Source organism: Helicobacter pylori, assembly GCF_009689985.1.
GTDB classification, from domain to species: domain Bacteria; phylum Campylobacterota; class Campylobacteria; order Campylobacterales; family Helicobacteraceae; genus Helicobacter; species Helicobacter pylori_CG.
The window spans coordinates 1-19175 of the sequence record NZ_QBAW01000009.1 but is presented as its reverse complement, the minus strand read 5'-3'; the positions used below and the strand labels follow the sequence as shown (position 1 = coordinate 19175).

The 19175-nt window shown below is 39.4% G+C and carries 14 protein-coding genes; 6 read left to right on the top strand and 8 right to left on the bottom strand.

Features of this window, described 5'->3' with window-relative positions:
* Nucleotides 1–8: 8 nt before the first annotated feature.
* Genes DBU79_RS06480 through glyS form a run of 4 tightly spaced genes read right to left on the bottom strand, consistent with a single transcriptional unit; the run spans nucleotide 9 to nucleotide 7537 of the window.
* Nucleotides 9–3068, bottom strand: coding sequence for an efflux RND transporter permease subunit (locus tag DBU79_RS06480; RefSeq protein WP_195834243.1), 3060 nt, complete (start codon nucleotides 3066–3068; stop codon nucleotides 9–11).
* Entirely contained in the window at nucleotides 3068–4147 is a 1080-nt protein-coding gene (locus DBU79_RS06475) for an efflux RND transporter periplasmic adaptor subunit (protein WP_154411907.1), read from the bottom strand. Before DBU79_RS06475 ends, DBU79_RS06480 begins: the two co-directional genes overlap by 1 nt.
* The gene (locus DBU79_RS06470; RefSeq protein WP_195834242.1) at nucleotides 4144–5442 is read right to left on the bottom strand and encodes a TolC family protein; all 1299 of its coding nucleotides are present in this window, start codon (nucleotides 5440–5442) and stop codon (nucleotides 4144–4146) included. The genes DBU79_RS06475 and DBU79_RS06470 overlap by 4 nt, the downstream gene beginning before the upstream one ends.
* Entirely contained in the window at nucleotides 5432–7537 is a 2106-nt protein-coding gene (gene glyS, locus DBU79_RS06465; protein WP_154411906.1) for a glycine--tRNA ligase subunit beta, read from the bottom strand. Before glyS ends, DBU79_RS06470 begins: the two co-directional genes overlap by 11 nt.
* Before the next feature lie 111 nt (nucleotides 7538–7648).
* Here glyS and DBU79_RS06460 point away from each other — a divergent pair, with 111 nt between their 5' ends.
* Genes DBU79_RS06460 through gatC form a run of 3 tightly spaced genes read left to right on the top strand, consistent with a single transcriptional unit; the run spans nucleotide 7649 to nucleotide 10506 of the window.
* Entirely contained in the window at nucleotides 7649–8722 is a 1074-nt protein-coding gene (locus DBU79_RS06460) for a hypothetical protein (RefSeq protein WP_154411905.1), read from the top strand.
* A gap of 12 nt (nucleotides 8723–8734) precedes the next feature.
* Complete coding sequence (gene gpmI / locus DBU79_RS06455) at nucleotides 8735–10210, top strand: 2,3-bisphosphoglycerate-independent phosphoglycerate mutase (protein ID WP_154411904.1); 1476 nt, start codon at nucleotides 8735–8737, stop codon at nucleotides 10208–10210.
* A gap of 14 nt (nucleotides 10211–10224) precedes the next feature.
* Entirely contained in the window at nucleotides 10225–10506 is a 282-nt protein-coding gene (gene gatC, locus DBU79_RS06450; protein WP_154411903.1) for an Asp-tRNA(Asn)/Glu-tRNA(Gln) amidotransferase subunit GatC, read from the top strand.
* A 112-nt stretch (nucleotides 10507–10618) separates the two neighbouring features.
* Here the strand turns inward: gatC and DBU79_RS06445 are convergent, their stop codons facing one another.
* Nucleotides 10619–11929: an adenosylmethionine--8-amino-7-oxononanoate transaminase gene (locus DBU79_RS06445; RefSeq protein ID WP_154411902.1), complete on the bottom strand. Its 1311-nt coding sequence runs from the start codon at nucleotides 11927–11929 to the stop codon at nucleotides 10619–10621.
* Between the two features lie 129 nt (nucleotides 11930–12058).
* Here DBU79_RS06445 and DBU79_RS06440 point away from each other — a divergent pair, with 129 nt between their 5' ends.
* The 3 genes from DBU79_RS06440 (at nucleotide 12059) to ftsZ (ending at nucleotide 16303) form a co-directional block, all read left to right on the top strand.
* The gene (locus DBU79_RS06440; RefSeq protein ID WP_154411901.1) at nucleotides 12059–13522 is read left to right on the top strand and encodes a peptidylprolyl isomerase; all 1464 of its coding nucleotides are present in this window, start codon (nucleotides 12059–12061) and stop codon (nucleotides 13520–13522) included.
* The gene (gene ftsA, locus DBU79_RS06435) at nucleotides 13522–15015 is read left to right on the top strand and encodes a cell division protein FtsA (RefSeq protein ID WP_195834241.1); all 1494 of its coding nucleotides are present in this window, start codon (nucleotides 13522–13524) and stop codon (nucleotides 15013–15015) included. Before DBU79_RS06440 ends, ftsA begins: the two co-directional genes overlap by 1 nt.
* A 130-nt stretch (nucleotides 15016–15145) precedes the next feature.
* Nucleotides 15146–16303, top strand: a complete 1158-nt coding sequence (ftsZ, locus tag DBU79_RS06430; RefSeq protein ID WP_134890174.1) for a cell division protein FtsZ — start codon at nucleotides 15146–15148, stop codon at nucleotides 16301–16303.
* 382 nt (nucleotides 16304–16685) lie between these two features.
* On the opposite strand, the gene DBU79_RS06425 is transcribed toward ftsZ, so the two are convergent.
* The 3 genes from DBU79_RS06425 to mscS all read right to left on the bottom strand — a co-directional run bounded on the left by DBU79_RS06425 (nucleotide 16686) and on the right by mscS (nucleotide 19049).
* Nucleotides 16686–17459 carry a hypothetical protein gene (locus DBU79_RS06425; protein ID WP_229764033.1) on the bottom strand — a complete coding sequence of 258 codons (774 nt, stop codon included), beginning with the start codon at nucleotides 17457–17459 and terminating at the stop codon, nucleotides 16686–16688.
* 66 nt (nucleotides 17460–17525) lie between these two features.
* Nucleotides 17526–18059, bottom strand: coding sequence for a hypothetical protein (locus DBU79_RS06415; protein WP_134890173.1), 534 nt, complete (start codon nucleotides 18057–18059; stop codon nucleotides 17526–17528).
* Between the two features lie 165 nt (nucleotides 18060–18224).
* A complete protein-coding gene (gene mscS, locus DBU79_RS06410; RefSeq protein WP_021306170.1) occupies nucleotides 18225–19049 on the bottom strand; it encodes a small-conductance mechanosensitive channel MscS in 825 nt (274 codons plus the stop codon).
* Between the last annotated feature and the right edge of the window lie 126 nt (nucleotides 19050–19175).

Here is a 19175-nt window from a genome sequence, read left to right as displayed (position 1 = left end):
CCTTTAATTCAAACGATTTTAATCTTTTTAGCAATGAGCATGAACATGGGCGGTAGTAAGAGTAAGGTTAAAGCGCTTGAGGTAACCAAGCCTCCAAGCACCACGATCGCCAAAGGTTTTTGGACTTCTGATCCCACGCTATGAGAAAATAATAAAGGTATCAAACCCAAACCGGCAATGCAAGCGGTCATTAAAACCGGCCTCAAACGCCTTTTAGCGCCCAATAAAACGCATTCTTCTACGCTTTTTCCTTGTGAGAGAAGCTCTTTAAAATAGCCTATCATCACCACGCCATTTAAAACCGCAATCCCAAAAAGAGCGATAAAGCCCACGCTCGCTGGCACTGAAATATACTCCCCTACCGCAAACAATGCAATAAGGCCTCCGGTAACCGCAAAAGGGATATTCAAAAGAATGAGCAAGGCTAAAGGAATGCTTTTAAAAGTGAAAAAAAGAATGAAAAAAATCGCTAAGATGCTTAAAGGGATAACGGTAGAAAGCCTTTTGTTGGCCCGTTGCTGGTTTTCAAACTGCCCCCCATAAGTGATATAGTAGCTAGGAGGGAGTTTGATGTTTTGAGCGATCACTTTTTTAGCCTCTTCTACAAAAGAGTTTAAATCGCGCCCCACCACATTACTGCGCACCACGCTCATGCGCATTGAATTTTCACGCACGATAGAAACAGGGCCATCCACTTCTTCAATCTTAGCGATAGAAGTGATAGGCACTAAAACGCCGTATTTGGAAGTCAGAGCCAAACTTTTGATTTTAGTGATAGAGCTTGCAAAATCGATCTCTTGGCGGATCATCACCGGGGTGCGTGAAATCCCTGTAGGGATCACATCTACAACCAAGCCCTCTAAAGCGGATTTTAAAAACTTGGAAAATTCATCGCTAGTGATCCCCACATCCGCCATCGCTTCTTTATTGGGGGTTACATACAAATAATTCACGCCCTCATTGAGCGTGGTTAAAACCTCACTAGAGCCTTTAATCCCTTTTAGAGCTTGCGCGATTTGAAAACTCAACTCGTTTAAGGCGCTAATATCATCTCCAAAAATCTTAACCGCTAAATCCCCCCTAACCCCTGTAAGCATTTCAGAAATCCTCATTTCAATGGGTTGGGTGAAAGAAAAGTTAATCCCCTTAAAGTCTTTTAAAGAATCTAAAATTTTATCTAACAATTCATCTTTAGTTTTCACGCTCCATTCTTTTTTAGGGATGAAAGAAATAAAAGTATCGGTTTGATTCAAGCCCCCCAAATCCAGCCCCAATTCATCGCTCCCTGTGCGCGCGACAATGGTTTTAACTTCCTTGACATGCTTTTTAATCGCGCTCTCAATGCTTAACATGAGATCCCTAGATTGATCTAAAGAGATAGAAGGGGTGGTTTCCACGCTCAAAACCACATCGCCCTCATCTAAAGCGGGCATGAAATTCTTCCCCACGAAAGGGAATAAAGAAAGGCTTGCGATTAAAAAAACAAACGCTCCTAAAATCACTTTTTTAGGGTTATGCACAAAAAAATCCAATAAAGGGGCGTAGATTCTGTTTAAAAACCTCGTTAAAAAGGTTTCGCTATGGGGCGTGGCTTTTAAGACAAGAGAGCTCACTACAGGAATGATGGTGATGGATAAAACTAAAGTGCCTAAAAGCGCATACACAATGCTTTGCGCTAAAGGCCTAAACATCTTGCCCTCTAACCCCTGTAAGGTTAAAATCGGCACAAAAAACACAATAATAATCACCACCCCGCTCACCACTGAAACAGCGATTTCTTTACAAGAGCGATAGATCGCATGGAGTTTGGTGGTTTTAGTGTTAGCGCTTAATTTTTCAAAAGCGTTTTCCACCACCACCACGGCTGAGTCAATGAGCATGCCTATAGCGATAACCAACCCCCCTAAACTCATCAAATTTAAAGTCAGATCGCTAATCTTAATAAAAATAAACGCCACGGACAAGCTTAAGGGTAAAATCACACCCACAGCCACGCTCGCTCTCAAATTCCCTAAAAATAAAAAGAGCGTGATAATGATTAAAACAACGGCTTCAATGAGCGTTTTAGAAACGGTGGCAATGGCTTTTTGCGTAAATTCTGAGCGATCATAAAAAACATTAATGGAAACGCCGCTCGGTAAAAAGGGTTTTAATTCCTCTAGTTTTTGATATACTTGAGTGATGATTTCTTTGGTGTTAGCGTCTTTTAAAGAAAGCACTAACCCTTCTGTGGTCTCACCCACACCATCTTTAGTAACAAACCCTAAGCGGGTGCGAGACTGGCTGATGACTTTCGCAAAATCCTTAATGTGCAAATGCCCTAAATTAGTGGAAACGGTGATTTTGCCAATGTCTTCTAAACTCAAAGAAGCGGTTTGGATTTTGACTAAAAAAGTTTCGCCATCTCTATCCACGCGCCCCGCTCCGCTGTTTCTTAAATTCACTCTCACAGCCTCTTCTAAATCAGAAATGCTTATCCCAAGCCTGGCCATGTCGTTAAAATCCGGCACAATCACAAACGCTCTGCTAAAGCCTCCAATAGAATTGACATCCGCCACGCCGCTAATCATTCTTAACTGCGGGCGGATCACAAAGTCTAAAAGCTGTCGTTTTTCTATCTCGGTGATATTGCCATCAATGGTGAACATAAAGATGTCTGACAACGGCGTAACAATGGGCGCCATGCCCCCTTCAACCCCCACGGGTAAATCTTTCATCACGCTGCTCAAGCGTTCATTAACAATGTTTCTCGCTAAATAAATATCCACGCTGTCATCAAAATCTATCGTAATGTCTGAAATAGAATATTTTGAAATACTTCTTAAAGATTTTTGCCCTTTTAGCCCTAAAAGCTCCAATTCTAAAGGGCGCACGATGTTGTTTTCCATTTCTTCAGGGCTAGAGCCAGGAAGTTTTAAAATGATTTTAACTTGAGTGGGCGAAATATCCGGGAAAGCATCTACTGGAGTATTAATAAAACTATAAGTCCCAAAAAACAAAACAAGAATCGCGCAAACAATCACGATTATTCGCTGGCGTAAGGAAAATTCAATAATGGAAGCGAGCATTATTCTTCCCCTAAATTGTTGATCATGCCTTTTAACCCTATCAATGACCCCACTGCCACGCTGTCATTAGGGTGTAAATTTTGAGCGTTCACGATAAAAATCTTGCTGCGCTCTTCTAAAACTTGAACCACCACAGGCCTAAAACCTTTAGGCGTTCTCACAAACACCAGGTAATCCTTTCCGTTTCTAATCAAAGCGTTTGAAGGGATCAAAACCGAGCCTTTAGGCTGTGAGCCTTGAATATACATTTCTACCATTTCCCCCACATGGTAATTGCCCTCATCTAATAAAGCGGTGGCTAAAATCGTGTTAGAGCCTTTGTCTAACACCACCGAAACGCTTTGAATCTCTCCAATTTTTTCCCCCTCTTCATTATAGACCGGCGAATCTCTTTTAATGGATTTAGAAACGCCTACAGGCAATTTGATTTGAGCGATCAAATCATCGCTTTTTGAAATACGCACATAGCTAGTGAAAGCTAAAATCTTCTCGCCCACATTTTTAGGCGCTAACGCTAAAAGACCGCTATCTCTAGCCACAATCCTAAAACCATACTGCCCTTTAGGGTTTTTGGGATCCACGCCAAAGCTTTTAAACGCGCTCTCTAATTGTTCCACCTTTAAGCCCATTTCCTGGCTGGCTAAAAAGCTAGTTTGATACTCCCTTTTAGGGATCACCCCGGCCTTATAAAGCTCTAAATCTTTTTTAGTAATATCTTTAGCGATTTTTAATTTATTTTGGTTGTTTTGCAATTCAAAATACAAATTGCTCAAATCAATAGAGCTCACTTCACAGATCGCATCCCCCATTTTCACCTGCTCGCCCTCTCTTTTATAAACAGCGACCACAGACGCATCAAAACTCAAACTCTGCACCACAGAGCTTTTACTATCAAAATCAATATAAGCGTTAAAAGGAAGCCCTTTACTAAAAATCTCTTTATCTAATTTAATCACCTTTAACCCCATGGGTTGCAAGTTTTTTTCTTCTAAAACAATTTCTGGATACTCTTTGGCTTCCAAAGAAACACCCATTGAAAAAACGCCCATTAATATAAACCACAATAACGCTCGTTTCAATGCAATTCTCCTAATCTGGTCAAACTCTCCCCTAAAGTCTCTTCTAAAAGCGCGCTAATATCAATGTATTCAATCTTCGCTTCCGCTAGAGTGATGAGAGCGTCCATGTAAGAATTTTGATAAATCAAGTATTCAAAAAGCCCGATTTTTTGGGCTTCATAAGCGATGCGCCCCATTTCCATCAAACGCTTCTTATTGGCAATGGCTTCTTTTTGGGTTTCAATGTATGCTTCTTTGGTTTTGAGCTGGTTTAAGTAGGAGTTGGCGTTGATTCTAATGTTTCGTTTCATCACTTCATTTTGCGCGAGCGTCCCGCTTTGCAAATCCAAGAATTTACGCTTTTGATAGATGTTTTTAGGCGTTACCGGTAAAGGGATATGCACTTCTATAGAAAGGTTAGTGGAAGAGTTATAGCTTTCAGAGCCAATCCCAAACTCAAATGCATTAAACACATCTCTATTAGCTAGTTTCGCATTCACTTGATAATCTTTAGCCGTCAAATCCAAAATATCCACATACAACGAGCGATCCAATTTGAACTTTAAGGCTTCAGGCTCTAATCGCACGTATTCAAAATCCAAACCGATCACCTTGACATCATGCAAATGATCTAAATAAGTGTCAAAATGCACCCCCTCTTTGACCGGCTCCACAATCGCTAGCATCGTGTCTAGCATTTTTTCTAAATCTATGAGTTTGGTTTCCACATTGGTTTTAGCGAGTTTGGATTCCAAATAAGAATTATTGAAGTTGATATAATCTTTTTCGCTCATGCTGCCGGCTTTGACTTTTTCTTTAGCGATTTTGAGCTGCGAATAAAAGTTCGCTTCTCGTTGCACATACACCTGATACTTTTCTTTAGTCATCACATAAGTCAAATACAAGCGTTTAGCGCCAATAAAAGCGAGATTTTTATTCAATTGATAGCTTTTATCGTATTGAATGGTTTTGATAGAAAGGCTTTTGGATAAAAGCGAACTCACCCATGGGAGCTTGGGCCTTACCATTAAAAGGGTTCTGGGCTGCGCTTCTACAATGCCTTGGAAGTTTTTCACCATAGAAGTTTCATTATAAATATAGGGGAAATCCCAAGCGTTCACGGAGCGTTGCTCATTCAAACGGCTTTTAAAATCGGCTTTTTTGCCGATCAACTCCATAGAGTTGGTTTCTACTTCTTTAAAAAACTCCTGTAGGGTAAAGATTTTCGCGCTAAGCATGCCCACGCTAAACATGCTTATAAAAAAAGTTACCCCCAAAAAACGCCGTACTTTGCGTTTGAAAGAATTAAATCGCAATTTCTTTAATATCCCCAATCTCTAAGAAACTTTGATACACGCCCCATAAGAAATTTTTACGATTTTTTTGGATTTCTATATCTTTATCCATCACTAACACGCTTTTAAAATATTCTTCTAAAGGCGCATGCAAACCAAAATAAGCCTCTATTTTGCTATCCAAACCCTCAAAAGCGCTCGTTTTGATCGCATTGAACGCTTCAAAAAGGGCATGCTCTTGCGATTCTTTGAAAAGACTCGTGAAAAACTCGCTTGATTCGTTAGGGTTTCTGTCTTTATTGATATTGGCTAGGCGTTTGAAAGCGCTAAAAAGCAACTCTTTTTTTTGAGTGTTCTTGGGATCGTCTAAAAAGCGTTTTAAGGCTTTGACTTTCTGAATGATTTTAACAATATCTCGCTCGTTGGTGTTTAACACGCTCCTTATAATAGAGGGGTTACAATCTATTAAATTATTAAAGCGCTCCAGTAAAAACTTTTCTAAAATCTCTAAATCAAAGCTTTGATAAACGGCCACTTTTTCAAAGAGATTTTTTAAATCCGCTTTCAAGTCAAATTCTAACCCATAATGCACGATGATTTTCAATAATCCAAAACTCAAGCGCCTTAAAGCAAAAGGATCTTTAGATCCGCTAGGGATTTTACCCACGCTAAAAAGAGAAAACAAGCTGTCTAATTTCAAGCTCAAAGCCACGATTGAACTAAAAACACTAGAGGGCAAGGGGGCGTTTTCGCTTGTGGGTAGATACTGCTCTTTCAAGCTCAAGGCAACTAATTCGTTTTCATTTTGTTTTAAAGCGTAGTAATAGCCCATGATCCCTTGAAGCTCGCTAAATTCATACACCACTTCACTGAGTAAATCCGCTTTAGCGATTTGAACGGCTCTTTTAACCAACTCAAGGGCTTTTTCTAAAGGCATGTTTAAAGATGAAATATATTTTTGCGTCAAATATTGAGCGATGGTTGATTCGCGCTCCATTTTATCTTTTAAAGTCCCTAAACCTTGCACAAAAACCACGCTCTCTAAAGGGGCGTTATCTAAAGGCTTTTTGAGATCGTTTTCATAAAAGAAAACCGCATCGCTCAAGCGGGCTTTTAAAACCTTTTGATTGCCTAAAATGATTTTTTGCTTGTCTTTATTGATAGCGTTACTCACCACAATAAAGCCGTTGTGTAATGTTGGGTTTTCTTCTTGGCTTTTTTGACAAAAGGTTGCAAAATAGCGCTGGTTTTCTTTCATGGAAGTAATGATGATTTCACTGGGTAATTTTAAAAACGCCTTGTCAAACTCCCCTAAAAGCACGCTGGGGTATTCCGTGATCGCTACAACCTCATCTAACAGATCCCTGTCTATTTCTACGCTAATGTGATGCTTTGTTTCTAGCTCTTTGATTTCTTGTAAGATTTTAGCTTCGCGCTTTTTAGGGTCTAAAATGACATGGTTTTTTTCTAAAACTTCAAAATACGCTTTAGGGCTATCCACTTCAATAAAATCAAAACCCTCTTGTCGGTGCGCTTTGGTGGCTTGCTTGGTTTTAAAGCCATACTCTTTGACTTCAATATCGTTAAAATTTTCCCCATTAAACAACACGCAAATATTATGAATGGGTCTGATAAAGCTTTTTTCCACATTGCCCCAACGCATAGACTTCCCAAAATTCAAACCCTCTAAAAACTCTAACACAATGGGCATGATCAAATCTTTTGTAGGCTCTTTCGCGTGGATTTTAGCGTGATAAAGCACTTCTTTATTGTTTTTAAACGCTGTTTGGAAATGCTGGTGATCCTTTAGTCCTAATTTTTGATAAAACCCTAAACCTAGTGCGTTCAGCCCTTGCGTTTTATCTTGATGATTGCATGCGATTTTAACGGGAGGCCCAAAAAATTCCTCTTTAGTTTCTTGAGTTAAAAGGGGAAAGCCTTTAACGAACAAACACAAGCGCCTAGGGGTGTAAAAAACCTCTATAGTTCCCACTTCTAAAGCGCGTTTTTGAAAAAGAGCGTGGAGTTTTTTAGTCATTTCTTTATATTCATTCAATAACGCTTGCGCGGGCAATTCTTCAACTAAAATCTCTACTAACAATTCATCTGAATGCAAAATCTCAATTCTCCCTAAAAAACAAAATCACTTTTAAGACTAAATCATGTTAGAATTATACTTGAATTTATTCTTAGTTTAGTTTATTTCTCAATACAAAAGGTAGGCGTTTTGAAACATTTAACCCCACTCACTCACACCATCTTTAAAGCCTTATTTCTAGGCACAGCCTTAAGTGCATCTTTAAGCTTAGCCACAGCAGAAAGCCCCACTAAAACAGAGCCTAAGCCCGCTAAGGGGGTTAAAAACAAACCCAAATCGCCCGTTACTAAAGTCATGATGACCAATTGCGATAATCTTAAAGACTTTAACGCTAAGCAAAAAGAAGTCTTAAAGTTCGCCTATCAATTCGGCTCTAAAGAAAATTTAGGCTATGAAATGGCAGGCATCGCATGGAAAGAATCATGCGCAGGGGTTTATAAAATCAATTTTTCCGATCCGAGCGCGGGCGTGTATCATTCTTATATCCCAAGCGTTCTAAAAAGCTATGGGCATAATGATAGCCCCTTTTTGCGTAATGTGATGGGGGAATTGCTCATTAGAAACGACGCCCTTGCTTCTGAGGTGGCTCTAAAAGAGTTGCTCTATTGGAAAACACGCTACCATGACAATCTAAAAGACATGATTAAATCTTACAACAAGGGCAGTCGTTGGGAAAGGAGCGAAAAATCTAACGCCGAAGCTGAAAAGTATTATGAAGAGATACAAGACAGGATCAGGCGTTTGAAAGAATCTAAAATCTTTGATTCGCAGTCCAGTAATGACCAAGAATTGCAAAAAAGCGCTAATAGCAACTTGGATTTAGACCCTATCGGCAACGCCATGCCCCAAACTTTAGCTCAAACAGAGACCAAAGAAACTCAAATAGAGGAAACCCAAGCAGAAAAACCCCAAGAAATGAAAGAGGCAACTAGCGAGCGAATAACCAACAAGCCAGAAAAAGAAAAAGATAAACCCATGTATTTCGCTCAAATCAATAGCACTGATTTCACACCCGCTAAAAAAAGCCCAAAAAAACCGGCTAAAGCGAGTCCAAAACGCTCCTCTAAAAATAATATCAGCGTTAAAAACAACACCAAAACCGCTTCCAAAAATTCCAAAAATAAAGAAGTGTGCAAAAATTGCTCTCCAGGGCAAAGGAATGCGATTTTAGCTAACCACATCACTCTCATGCAAGAGCTTTAAAAAGTCCTAAAAATGGTGCAAAAAACTCTTTTGATTATCACTGATGGCATTGGGTATCGTAAAGATAGCGATCATAACGCTTTCTTCCATGCCAAAAAACCCACTTATGACTTGATGTTTAAAACCTTGCCTTATAGCTTGATTGATACGCATGGCTTGAGCGTGGGCTTGCCTGAAGGGCAAATGGGGAATTCTGAAGTGGGGCATATGTGCATTGGGGCTGGTAGGGTGCTGTATCAGGATTTAGTCAAAATTTCTTTAAGCCTTCAAAACGATGGATTAAAAAACAACCCCGCTTTTTTAAACACGATCCACAAAAGCAAAATGGTGCATCTTATGGGTTTAATGAGCGATGGAGGCGTGCATTCACACATTGAGCATTTTATCGCTTTGGCTTTAGAGTGTGAAAAATCCGGCAAAAAAGTCTGTCTGCATTTAATCACCGATGGGCGCGATGTCGCTCCTAAAAGCGCTTTAACTTATTTAAAACAAATGCAAAATATCTGCAATGAAAACATTCAAATCGCTACCATAAGCGGTCGTTTTTATGCCATGGATAGGGATAAGCGCTTTGAAAGGATTGAGCTTGCGTATCATAGCTTAATGGGGCTTAATAACACGCCCTTAAGCCCTAGCGAGTATATCCAAAGCCAGTATGATAAAAGTATCACCGATGAATTTATCATGCCCACTTGTTTTAAAAATTATTGCGGCATGCAAGATGGTGAAAGTTTCATTTTTATCAATTTCAGGAATGATAGGGCTAGAGAAATCGTGAGCGCTTTAGGCCAAAAGGAATTTAATGGCTTTGAGCGCGAAACTTTTAAAAAACTCCATATCGCTACCATGACGCCTTATGATAACACTTTCCCCTACCCTGTTTTATTCCCCAAAGAAAGCGTTCAAAACACGCTCACTGAAGTGGTCTCTCAACACAACCTGACCCAAAGCCATATCGCTGAAACTGAAAAATACGCGCATGTAACCTTTTTCATCAATGGCGGAGTGGAAGCGCCTTTTAAAAATGAAAACCGGGTGCTTATCCAAAGCCCAAAAGTAACCACTTATGACTTAAAGCCTGAAATGAGCGCCAAAGAAGTAACCCTTGCGGTGTTAGAGCAGATGAAATTAGGCACGGATTTGATCATTGTGAATTTTGCTAATGGCGATATGGTGGGGCATACGGGGAATTTTGAAGCGAGCATCAAAGCGGTAGAAGCGGTGGATGCATGCTTAGGGGAAATCCTTTCACTGGCTAAAGAATTAAATTACGCCATGCTTTTAACAAGCGATCATGGGAATTGCGAACGCATGAAAGATGAAAACCAAAACCCCTTAACCAACCACACCGCCGGGAGCGTGTATTGCTTTGTTTTAGGGAATGGAGTCAAATCCATTAAAAACGGAGCGTTAAACAATATCGCTAGCAGCGTGTTAAAGCTCATGGGTATCAAGGCCCCAGCAACGATGGACGAACCCCTATTTTAAACTAAAGGAAAAGAATGCAAATTGATGACGCATTATTGCAACGCTTAGAAAAATTGAGCATGCTAGAGATTAAAGATGAGTATAAAGAGAGCGTTAAAGGCCATTTAGCCGAGATTTTAGGCTTTGTAGAAAACATTTTCGCTTTAGAAACTCATGATCTAAAAACAGATACGCATCTTAGCACCCCCTTAAGAGAAGACGAGCCCAAAAACCAACCTAACATTGCCAAAGAGATTTTAAGCCACAACAAACACAGCCAGGATCATTACTTCGTTGTGCCTAAAATCATTGAATAGGTTTGATTGAATAGGTTTTATATCAGGTTAAAAGCTTGATTTTTGAAACCAAACAAACAGAAAAAGCTATCGCTTGACTGAAATTAAGCTTTTTACTATTTTAAAAACGCTTTCAGCCATTTTTTAACTCATCAAGAATTTCCACTAACCCCGCAACCGCCTTGTTGATTTCTTCATGCGTGATAATGTAAGGGGGCATGAGGTAGATCGTGTTGTTTAAGGGGCGCAACAACAAACCTTTAGTTAGAGCTTTTTTAAAAACCGCCAAACTCAAACGCTCTTTGGTTTGAATAAAGACTTCAAAGGCAAAGACCATGCCCAAATGCCTTAAGTTAGACACCACTTGTTGCTCTATCAAGGGTTTTAATGCGTTTTGGAGTGCGCTAAAAATAAACTCGCTTAAAGCCTTGTTTTTTTCAATAACATTTTCTTTTTCAAAAATATCCAGCGTAGCGTTCGCGCATGCGCATGCCAGGGCGTTTCCTGTGTAGCTGTGCGAATGCAAAAACGCTTTATTTTCTTCATAGGGAGCGTAAAATTGGTTATAGATTTCATTATAGGTTAATAGCACGCTTAAAGGCAAATACCCCCCGCTAATCCCTTTAGACAAGCATAAAAAATCAGGCTCAATTTCGCATTGTTCATAAGCAAACATGCTCCCTGTGCGCCCAAACCCGGTAGCGATTTCATCAAAAATAATGTGGATGTTTTTTTGCTTACACAATAAAACGGCTTGTTTTAAATACTTTGCACTATAAATATGCATATTCCCTGCGCATTGCAAAAGAGGTTCTGCAATGAAGGCACAAATTTCTTCATGATGCTTATCTAACAAACGCCTTAAAGCGTTCAAACTATTTTCTATTTCATTGTCGTTTTTAGGCACGGGTGTGATGAGATTCTTGAGCAATAAGGGGGTGTAAGTGTCTTTATAAAGTTTCACATCGCCCACGCTTAACGCTCCCAAAGTCTCGCCATGATAGGAATTAGAAAGCGATAAAAAAAGCTTTTTAGGGCGCGTTTGGTTTTTTAAAAAATGGGCGTGATAGCTCATTTTCAAAGCGATTTCAATACAAGATGAGCCGTTATCCGCATAAAAGCATTTATCCATATGAGTGAGCTGGCAAAGCCTTTGAGAGAGCGTGATGATGGGCTTATGGCTAAAAGAAGCCAAAAGGACATGCTCTAAATCATCAATTTGATTTTTGAGCTGCTGGCTGATGTAGGCGTTATTATGCCCAAAAAGATTCACCCACCATGAGCTGATTAAATCCATGTAAGCGTTATCATTAAAATCATAGAGATAAATCCCTTGAGCCTTTTTAATGGGGATAATGGGGAAATTTTGATGCTCTTGCATTTGCGAGCAAGGGTGCCAAAGATACTCCAAATCCAAAGCGGCTAAATTTTCTTGAAAATTCATGTTAAAAACCCTCTATAATAAGGATAATTTTAATAACCTTTGGTTAAAATAAGGTTATTTGATTTTACTATAAGGTTGTTTAAACCTGAATTTCACATTTTTGATTTTTTAAAAGGGATTAGAGTTCTTATGATTGAATGGATGCAAAATCATAGAAAGTATTTAGTGGTTACAATATGGATAAGCACGATCGCTTTTATTGCCGCCGGGATGATAGGCTGGGGGCAATACAGCTTTTCTTTAGATAGCGATAGCGCTGCCAAAGTGGGACAGATTAAGATTTCTCAAGAAGAATTAGCCCAAGAATACCGCCGCCTTAAAGACGCCTATGCTGAGTCTATCCCCAACTTTAAAGAACTCACTGAAGATCAAATCAAAGCCATGCATTTGGAAAAAAGCGCTCTAGATTCGCTCATCAATCAAGCCTTATTGAGGAATCTCGCTTTAGATTTAGGGCTTGGCGCTACGAAGCAAGAAGTGGCCAAAGAGATCAGAAAAACGAGCGTTTTTCAAAAAGATGGCGTTTTTGATGAAGAATTGTATAAAAATATCTTAAAACAAAGCCATTACCGCCCCAAGCATTTTGAAGAAAGCGTTGAAAGGCTTTTAATCCTTCAAAAAATCAGCGCTCTATTCCCCAAAACCACTACCCCTTTGGAGCAATCCAGTTTATCGCTTTGGGCAAAATTGCAAGACAAATTAGACATTCTTATTCTAAATCCTAGTGATGTTAAAATCTCTCTTAATGAAGAAGAGATGAAAAAATATTACGAGTCCCATAAAAAGGATTTTAAAAAGCCCACAAGCTTTAAAACACGCTCTTTATATTTTGACGCTAGTTTAGAAAAACCTGATTTGAAAGAGTTGGAGGAGTACTACCATAAAAACAAGGTGTCTTATTTGGACAAAGAGGGGAAATTGCAGGATTTTAAAAGCGTTCAAGAGCAAGTCAAGCATGATTTAAGCATGCAAAAAGCGAATGAAAAAGCCTTAAGGAGTTATATCGCTCTCAAAAAAGGGAACGCGCAAAACTACACCACGCAAGATTTTGAAGAAAACAACTCCCCTTATACTGCTGAAATCACGCAAAAACTCGCCGCTCTCAAGCCCCTTGAAATCCTAAAACCAGAGCCTTTTAAAGATGGTTTTATTGTGGTGCAGCTCATTTCTCAAATTAAAGACGAATTACAAAATTTTAATGAAGCTAAAAGCGCTCTTAAAACCCGCTTGACTCAAGAAAAAACCCTTACGGCGTTACAAACCTTAGCTAAAGAAAAACTTAAGGATTTTAAAGGCAAAAGCGTGGGCTATGTAAGCCCTAATTTTGGAGGCACTATTAGCGAACTTAACCAAGAAGAAAGCGCTAAGTTTATCAACACCCTTTTTAACCGCCAAGAAAAAAAGGGGTTTGTAACCATAGGTAATAAAGTGGTGCTCTATCAAATCACAGAGCAAAATTTCAACCACTCCTTTAGTGCAGAAGAAAGCCAGTATATGCAGCGTTTAGTCAATAACACTAAAACGGATTTTTTTGATAAAGCGTTGATAGAAGAATTGAAAAAACGCTATAAGATAGTCAAATACATTCAATAATGCAAGGGGAAATCATGGAACATAAAGAAATCGTTATAGGGGTTGATATAGGCTCTAGAAAGATTTGCGCGATAGTGGCTGAATTTAAAGAAGGGATTTTGCGCATCATTGGCACAGCCCATCAAGACTCTAAAGAAATCAATTCAAAAGCCATTAAAAGAGGGCGCATTAATAGCCTTGCTCACGCTTCTAACGCCATTAAAGAAGTGATTAATAGCGCTAAAAAAATGGCAGGTTTGAACGCTGATGAAGACAGAAATAACCCCATGCCCCATTTTGGGGAATACCACCCTAAAACTAAGGCGATTGTTTCTTTTTCTGGAGCTTATACTGAAAGCATTAGAGATATTACCGGTGTGGCTAGCACTAAAGACAATGTGGTCACTATAGATGAAATCAATCGTGCTATCAATAACGCATGCGCTAAAGCAGGCTTAGATAATGATAAACATATTTTGCATGCCCTCCCTTATCGCTTCACTTTAGACAAACAAGAAGTGAATGACCCCTTAGGAATGAGCGGGACTCGCTTAGAAGTCTTTATCCATATTGTCTATACAGAAAAAAACAACATTGAAAATTTAGAAAAAATCATGATCCAATCTGGGGTGGAGATTGAAAACATCGTGATCAATTCTTATGCAGCCTCGATTGCCACCTTGTCTAATGATGAAAGGGAATTGGGCGTGGCTTGCGTGGATATGGGCGGAGAGACATGCAACCTTACGATTTATAGCGGCAATTCCATACGCTATAACAAATACTTACCCGTAGGCTCTCACCATTTAACCACGGATTTATCGCACATGCTCAACACCCCATTCCCTTACGCTGAAGAAGTTAAGATCAAATATGGGGATCTTTCTTTTGAAGGTGGTGAAGAAACGCCCTCTCAAAATGTCCAAATCCCTACCACCGGCTCTGATGGCCATGAAAGCCATATTGTGCCGCTTAGTGAAATCCAAACTATCATGAGGGAAAGGGCTTTAGAAACTTTTAAAATCATCCACAGGAGCATTCAGGATAGCGGATTAGAAGAGCATTTGGGTGGGGGCGTTGTGTTAACCGGTGGGATGGCTTTAATGAAAGGGATCAAGGAATTAGCCAGAACCCATTTCACTAATTACCCGGTGCGTTTGGCGGCCCCTATGGAAAAATACAATATCATGGGCATGTTTGAAGACTTGAAAGATCCTCGCTTTTCAGTCGTGGTTGGCTTGATTTTATACAAAGCAGGGGGGCATACCAATTATGAAAGAGACTCTAAAGGGGTTATCCGCTACCATGAAAGCGATGATTACACAAGAACAGCCCATCAATCAAGCCCTACCCCCCATATCCATTCATCGCCCACAGAAAGGAATTTGAGCGATTTAAAAACCCCTAACGCTCCTTTAAACACCGCTAAAAACGATGACTTCTTGCCTATAAAACCCACCGAACAAAAAGGTTTTTTTAAAAGTTTCCTTGATAAGATTTCTAAAATCTTTTAAGATACAGCAATTTCTTTATGCGATAAAAACGCCTTGATAGTTATCAAAAGCCAGAAAACATGGTATAATCCTTTAGCTATTTATCAAAGTTTAAGATTTGCAAAAATCGTATCTCAAGGGGAATGTGGCTATGGTTCATCAATCAGAGATGGAAAATTATAATATTGGTCAAGCGAGCATTGAAGAAGTAAGCGATCCAGCTTATAAAGGGGCTAAGATTGTCGTCATCGGTGTTGGAGGTGGGGGGTCTAACATGATTAAACACCTGGTTGAATACGGCGTGCATCAAGATGTTACCCCCATTGCAACGAACACTGATGGCCAACATCTCAAAAACAATCCCGCTCCGGTTAAAATCCTTTTAGGCAAAGAGTCTACTGGAGGTTTAGGCGCTGGAGGGGTTCCTGATATTGGTAGGAAAGCCGCTGAAGAAAGCACTAATGAAATTAGAGAAGCGATTAAGGACGCCAAATTAGTCATTGTCTCTACAGGGCTTGGAGGAGGGACTGGGACTGGAGCCACCCCTACTATCGTTAAAATCGCAAAAGAAGTGGGAGCACTCACGATTGCTATCGTTACTAAGCCTTTCAAATACGAAGGATCTCAAAAAAGCAAGAAAGCCGAAGAGGGGTTAAAGGAGTTGGAGCAAACTAGCGATTCTATTTTGGTTATCCCTAATGATAAAATTCTTTTGACCATGAAAAAAAACGCCAGCACCAAAGAATGCTATAAAGAAGTTGATGATGTCTTGGTTAGGGCTGTGAGCGGTATTTCTACGATCATCACTAAGCCCGGTGATATTAATGTTGATTTTTCCGATTTAAAGAGTGCTCTTGGCTTTAAAGGCTTTGCGTTAATGGGTATTGGTGAGGCCACTGGCGAAGAATCCGCTAAATTAGCAGTGGAAAATGCGATCCAATCGCCTCTTCTTGATGACGCTTCTATTGATGGGGCTAAGAGCATTATTGTCTTTTTTGAGCACCACCCTGATTATCCTATGTATGCTTATTCTCAAGCTTGCATATCTATTCAAGAACGAGCCAATCAAGATGTTGATGTTAAGTTTGGCCAACACACGAGCGAGAGTATCCCCATTGATCATGTGCGCGTTACTATCATTGCAACCGGTGCTGAAAGAAACAGCGGTGGAGCGAGTTTGGAATCTATCGCTACGCCTTCTCAGCCTGTGGTGAAACAAACAAGAAAAGTGGGTAATAGCGATTTTTTAAGAATCCCTACTGAAGAAGAACTATCCACACCCACAGCCATAAGGATCCAGCAAGATTAATTGCAGATCTCGCTTTCCCCCCTATTTTTATAGGGTCATAATAAAGCGGTTTGTTGGGTTTGCTCTCATTTATTTTTTTAGAATAAAATTAAAAAGTTTTGATTTTAAAACTTTGATTTTTCGTTATGCTGATTTTTAGAGCGTTTGGGGGATTTTATAAAGTGCTTAAAGGGGAATATCCCAAACACCCCCTAATTCTTATAGTTAATAAAACGCTATAACTCAATCTAGTATAAATCCAGGTGTTTACTCCTATACACATCGCCTCTAAAACTATACGCCCCGTTATGAATTTGTGAGGTCAATACATTTTTAACTTGATTGAGTTCTGCATTCTTAAGGACGGATTTGGGGGACTTCAATGACTAGCTGATTGAAATTCTCACCGCTTTATCAATCTCAAAGATAAAATCATATAAGTGGTGTCTTTAATCAAAGCATAAACTAGGTTTATGTTTTCTGTTTGTCTTATCGCTAATAAGGTGTCGTGGGATAGTTTCGCGCTCACATTGATGAGCTGATTGAGTAGGTCTTGTTCGTTAATAAAACAATACCCAGCGTTAGTATCAAATTGATTAGTTTTAAGGGGTTTGGGTTTGTATGTGTTATCTAGAACGCTATCCATAGTAAAGGAAGCGTTCAAGTCGTAGGAGTATCCAGGAATCCACTTGCTCCAATTTTCCCAACCACCCCTAGTTCCTCTTATTTTTCTCTGTCCGTTCTCTATCAAATTGACTTTTAATTTAGCAAGAACGCTGTTAGCGGTAATGTCTTTTTGTTCGGTTGCCTTATAAGTTCTTACTATACTTTCATAGGTAGAGAACCCAAACCTAGCGGATTTAGATTTATCATCTCTTTTGATTTTATCTTTTTTAGTTTCGCTGTAGCTGTGTTTAGCAACGCTACGCATAAACTCCGTGAAAGCAATCAAAAAGTCAGGGTTTGACTGGCCATTAGGTAAGGCTTCATCAGCGATAGAGTTCCTAAATTTAGGGTCTTTTAATTCAGCAAAGGGTTCTCCAAGTCTTGTTTTTTCCCCATCAAGCATCAAGTAGGGGTAAGGGGTAGTGCATATTAAAGTGAATACAGCCCCACGCTTATCTTTAGGGCTGTTGATAATAATGCTGTCTTGGTTGAACTCCCTACCCAAATTCACTATGATGTCTTTGAACTGATTTTTATTAATGGAATGGTTTGAGTTCAAAACAAATGAAGCTAGTTTCTATGTTAGCTTGTGGCATACTTGCTTCTCTGTATAACCTTTAACAATTTTGTATCCTATGTAGCCCTTGTATAGGTCTAGCTTTTTTCTCAACCACTTGGTTCTTTTTTCGTTATCAGCGTTAGTGAGCATAAAGGGTTTTAAAAGGGCTTCAACTTCCTCTTTTTTCTCGCCCTCTGTTGTCGCATTCAGTTCTAAAATCTTGGTGGCTTCTTTTAATCCATAATCCGCAATAATGGCTTTATCGTTATAAGTCCTATAACCAGAGGTAACTGCTACTGGGCAGTTTAGCATCTGCTCGTATAATCGGCTCATAGATAAAGCGGTGGTATTCATTTTTTGAGCCATAGTCAAATCATCATAATCCACTAGGTTATTGTCTCTTTTTGACCTTGTGTTTAAAACGGCTCTTAACGCTGACTTTTTCTTATCATACTTGTTTAGTTGGGCGGATAGGGATTGGTTAGGATTGACAGAGATTTTAAAGAGAGGTAGTTGGCTTTTAGCTTCCTTGTATTCCTTAAAGGCAGGCATCAATAAGAGATGATAACGAATGAGAATTGATAGGGTTTTTTTCGCTATTAAGTTAACTTGGTGCGTTTAGAATTATCCGCACCGATGAAAAGGTTTTTAAAATCGCTAGACATAAGTTCTCCTTTAAAATTCAAGTATCACTACAATCAATGCGTCTCACGCCAATCACTTAGAAGAGTCTTGATTTTTAATAGCAATATCTAACTTATTGAAAGGGATTTCAATGTGGTTAGCGTCTAGGGCGTTTTTGATGCGTTCAATGAGTTCGCTCCTCACATTAAAGATCCCGTCTTCAATCTTTGCCCAAACCCTAATGGTGAAATTCAGCGAACTTTGTCCAAAATCCGTGATCCCAATAAAAGTGGGCATGTTTTTATCAATTTTTTCCATTGCATCAATAACATCTTTTATAGTCTTATGCACCAGTTCAATATCGCTCCCATACCCTACCCCACAAACCCATTCAATGCGCCGACATGCCGTGTTATTGCTATTAATAATATTAGAATTAGCGACACTTCTATTAGGCAAAACCGCCAAGCGTCCGTCATGCAAGCGTAAAGAAGTATTAAAAAAATCAAGCGCTTCTACTTTGCCCTCTAGGCCAGAGATTTCAATGATGTCTCCTTTTTTGAAAGGGTGCAAAATAATAAGGATTATCCCTCCAGCAATGCTTGAAAGGTAATCTTTTAAAGCCAACGCCACCGCAATCCCCACCGTTCCTAAAACAGTGATAATAGAGGTGGTTTGCACGCCTAGCGTGCTGAGCGCAATGATTGTGGTGATGATAAGGATTAAGATAAAAGTAACCTGCGCGACAAAATTCGCTAAAATCTCATCCTTTTTGGATAAAAGCTTCATGGTTTTATTCCGTAAGAAAAACGAAAAATAAAAACCTATACAAAAGACAATGACAGCCTTGATTAAGATTATCCCAAAATGCTTTGCCTGCGGAAAAAAATCCACTAACAGCGTTTTAATTTCATCCATAAATCTTTCCTTGCAAATCACAAAATCGCTAAAAGAGACAAGATAACTTACCGTTACTACAAACCTATAAAATCCTATAAAGAGCTATAAAATTCTCTCAATTTGGGATTTTTGTTGTATTCCTAG

What these genes read in the sequence shown, in the direction of transcription:
- DBU79_RS06480 (WP_195834243.1), bottom strand. Translation starts at nt 3,068, where the DNA reads ATGCTCGCTTCCATTATTGAATTTTCCTTACGCCAGCGAATAATCGTG.
- gpmI (WP_154411904.1), top strand. Translation starts at nt 8,735, where the DNA reads ATGGTGCAAAAAACTCTTTTGATTATCACTGATGGCATTGGGTATCGT.
- gatC (WP_154411903.1), top strand. Translation starts at nt 10,225, where the DNA reads ATGCAAATTGATGACGCATTATTGCAACGCTTAGAAAAATTGAGCATG.
- DBU79_RS06445 (WP_154411902.1), bottom strand. Translation starts at nt 11,929, where the DNA reads ATGAATTTTCAAGAAAATTTAGCCGCTTTGGATTTGGAGTATCTTTGG.
- DBU79_RS06440 (WP_154411901.1), top strand. Translation starts at nt 12,059, where the DNA reads ATGATTGAATGGATGCAAAATCATAGAAAGTATTTAGTGGTTACAATA.
- ftsA (WP_195834241.1), top strand. Translation starts at nt 13,522, where the DNA reads ATGCAAGGGGAAATCATGGAACATAAAGAAATCGTTATAGGGGTTGAT.
- ftsZ (WP_134890174.1), top strand. Translation starts at nt 15,146, where the DNA reads ATGGTTCATCAATCAGAGATGGAAAATTATAATATTGGTCAAGCGAGC.
- DBU79_RS06415 (WP_134890173.1), bottom strand. Translation starts at nt 18,059, where the DNA reads ATGCCTGCCTTTAAGGAATACAAGGAAGCTAAAAGCCAACTACCTCTC.
- mscS (WP_021306170.1), bottom strand. Translation starts at nt 19,049, where the DNA reads ATGGATGAAATTAAAACGCTGTTAGTGGATTTTTTTCCGCAGGCAAAG.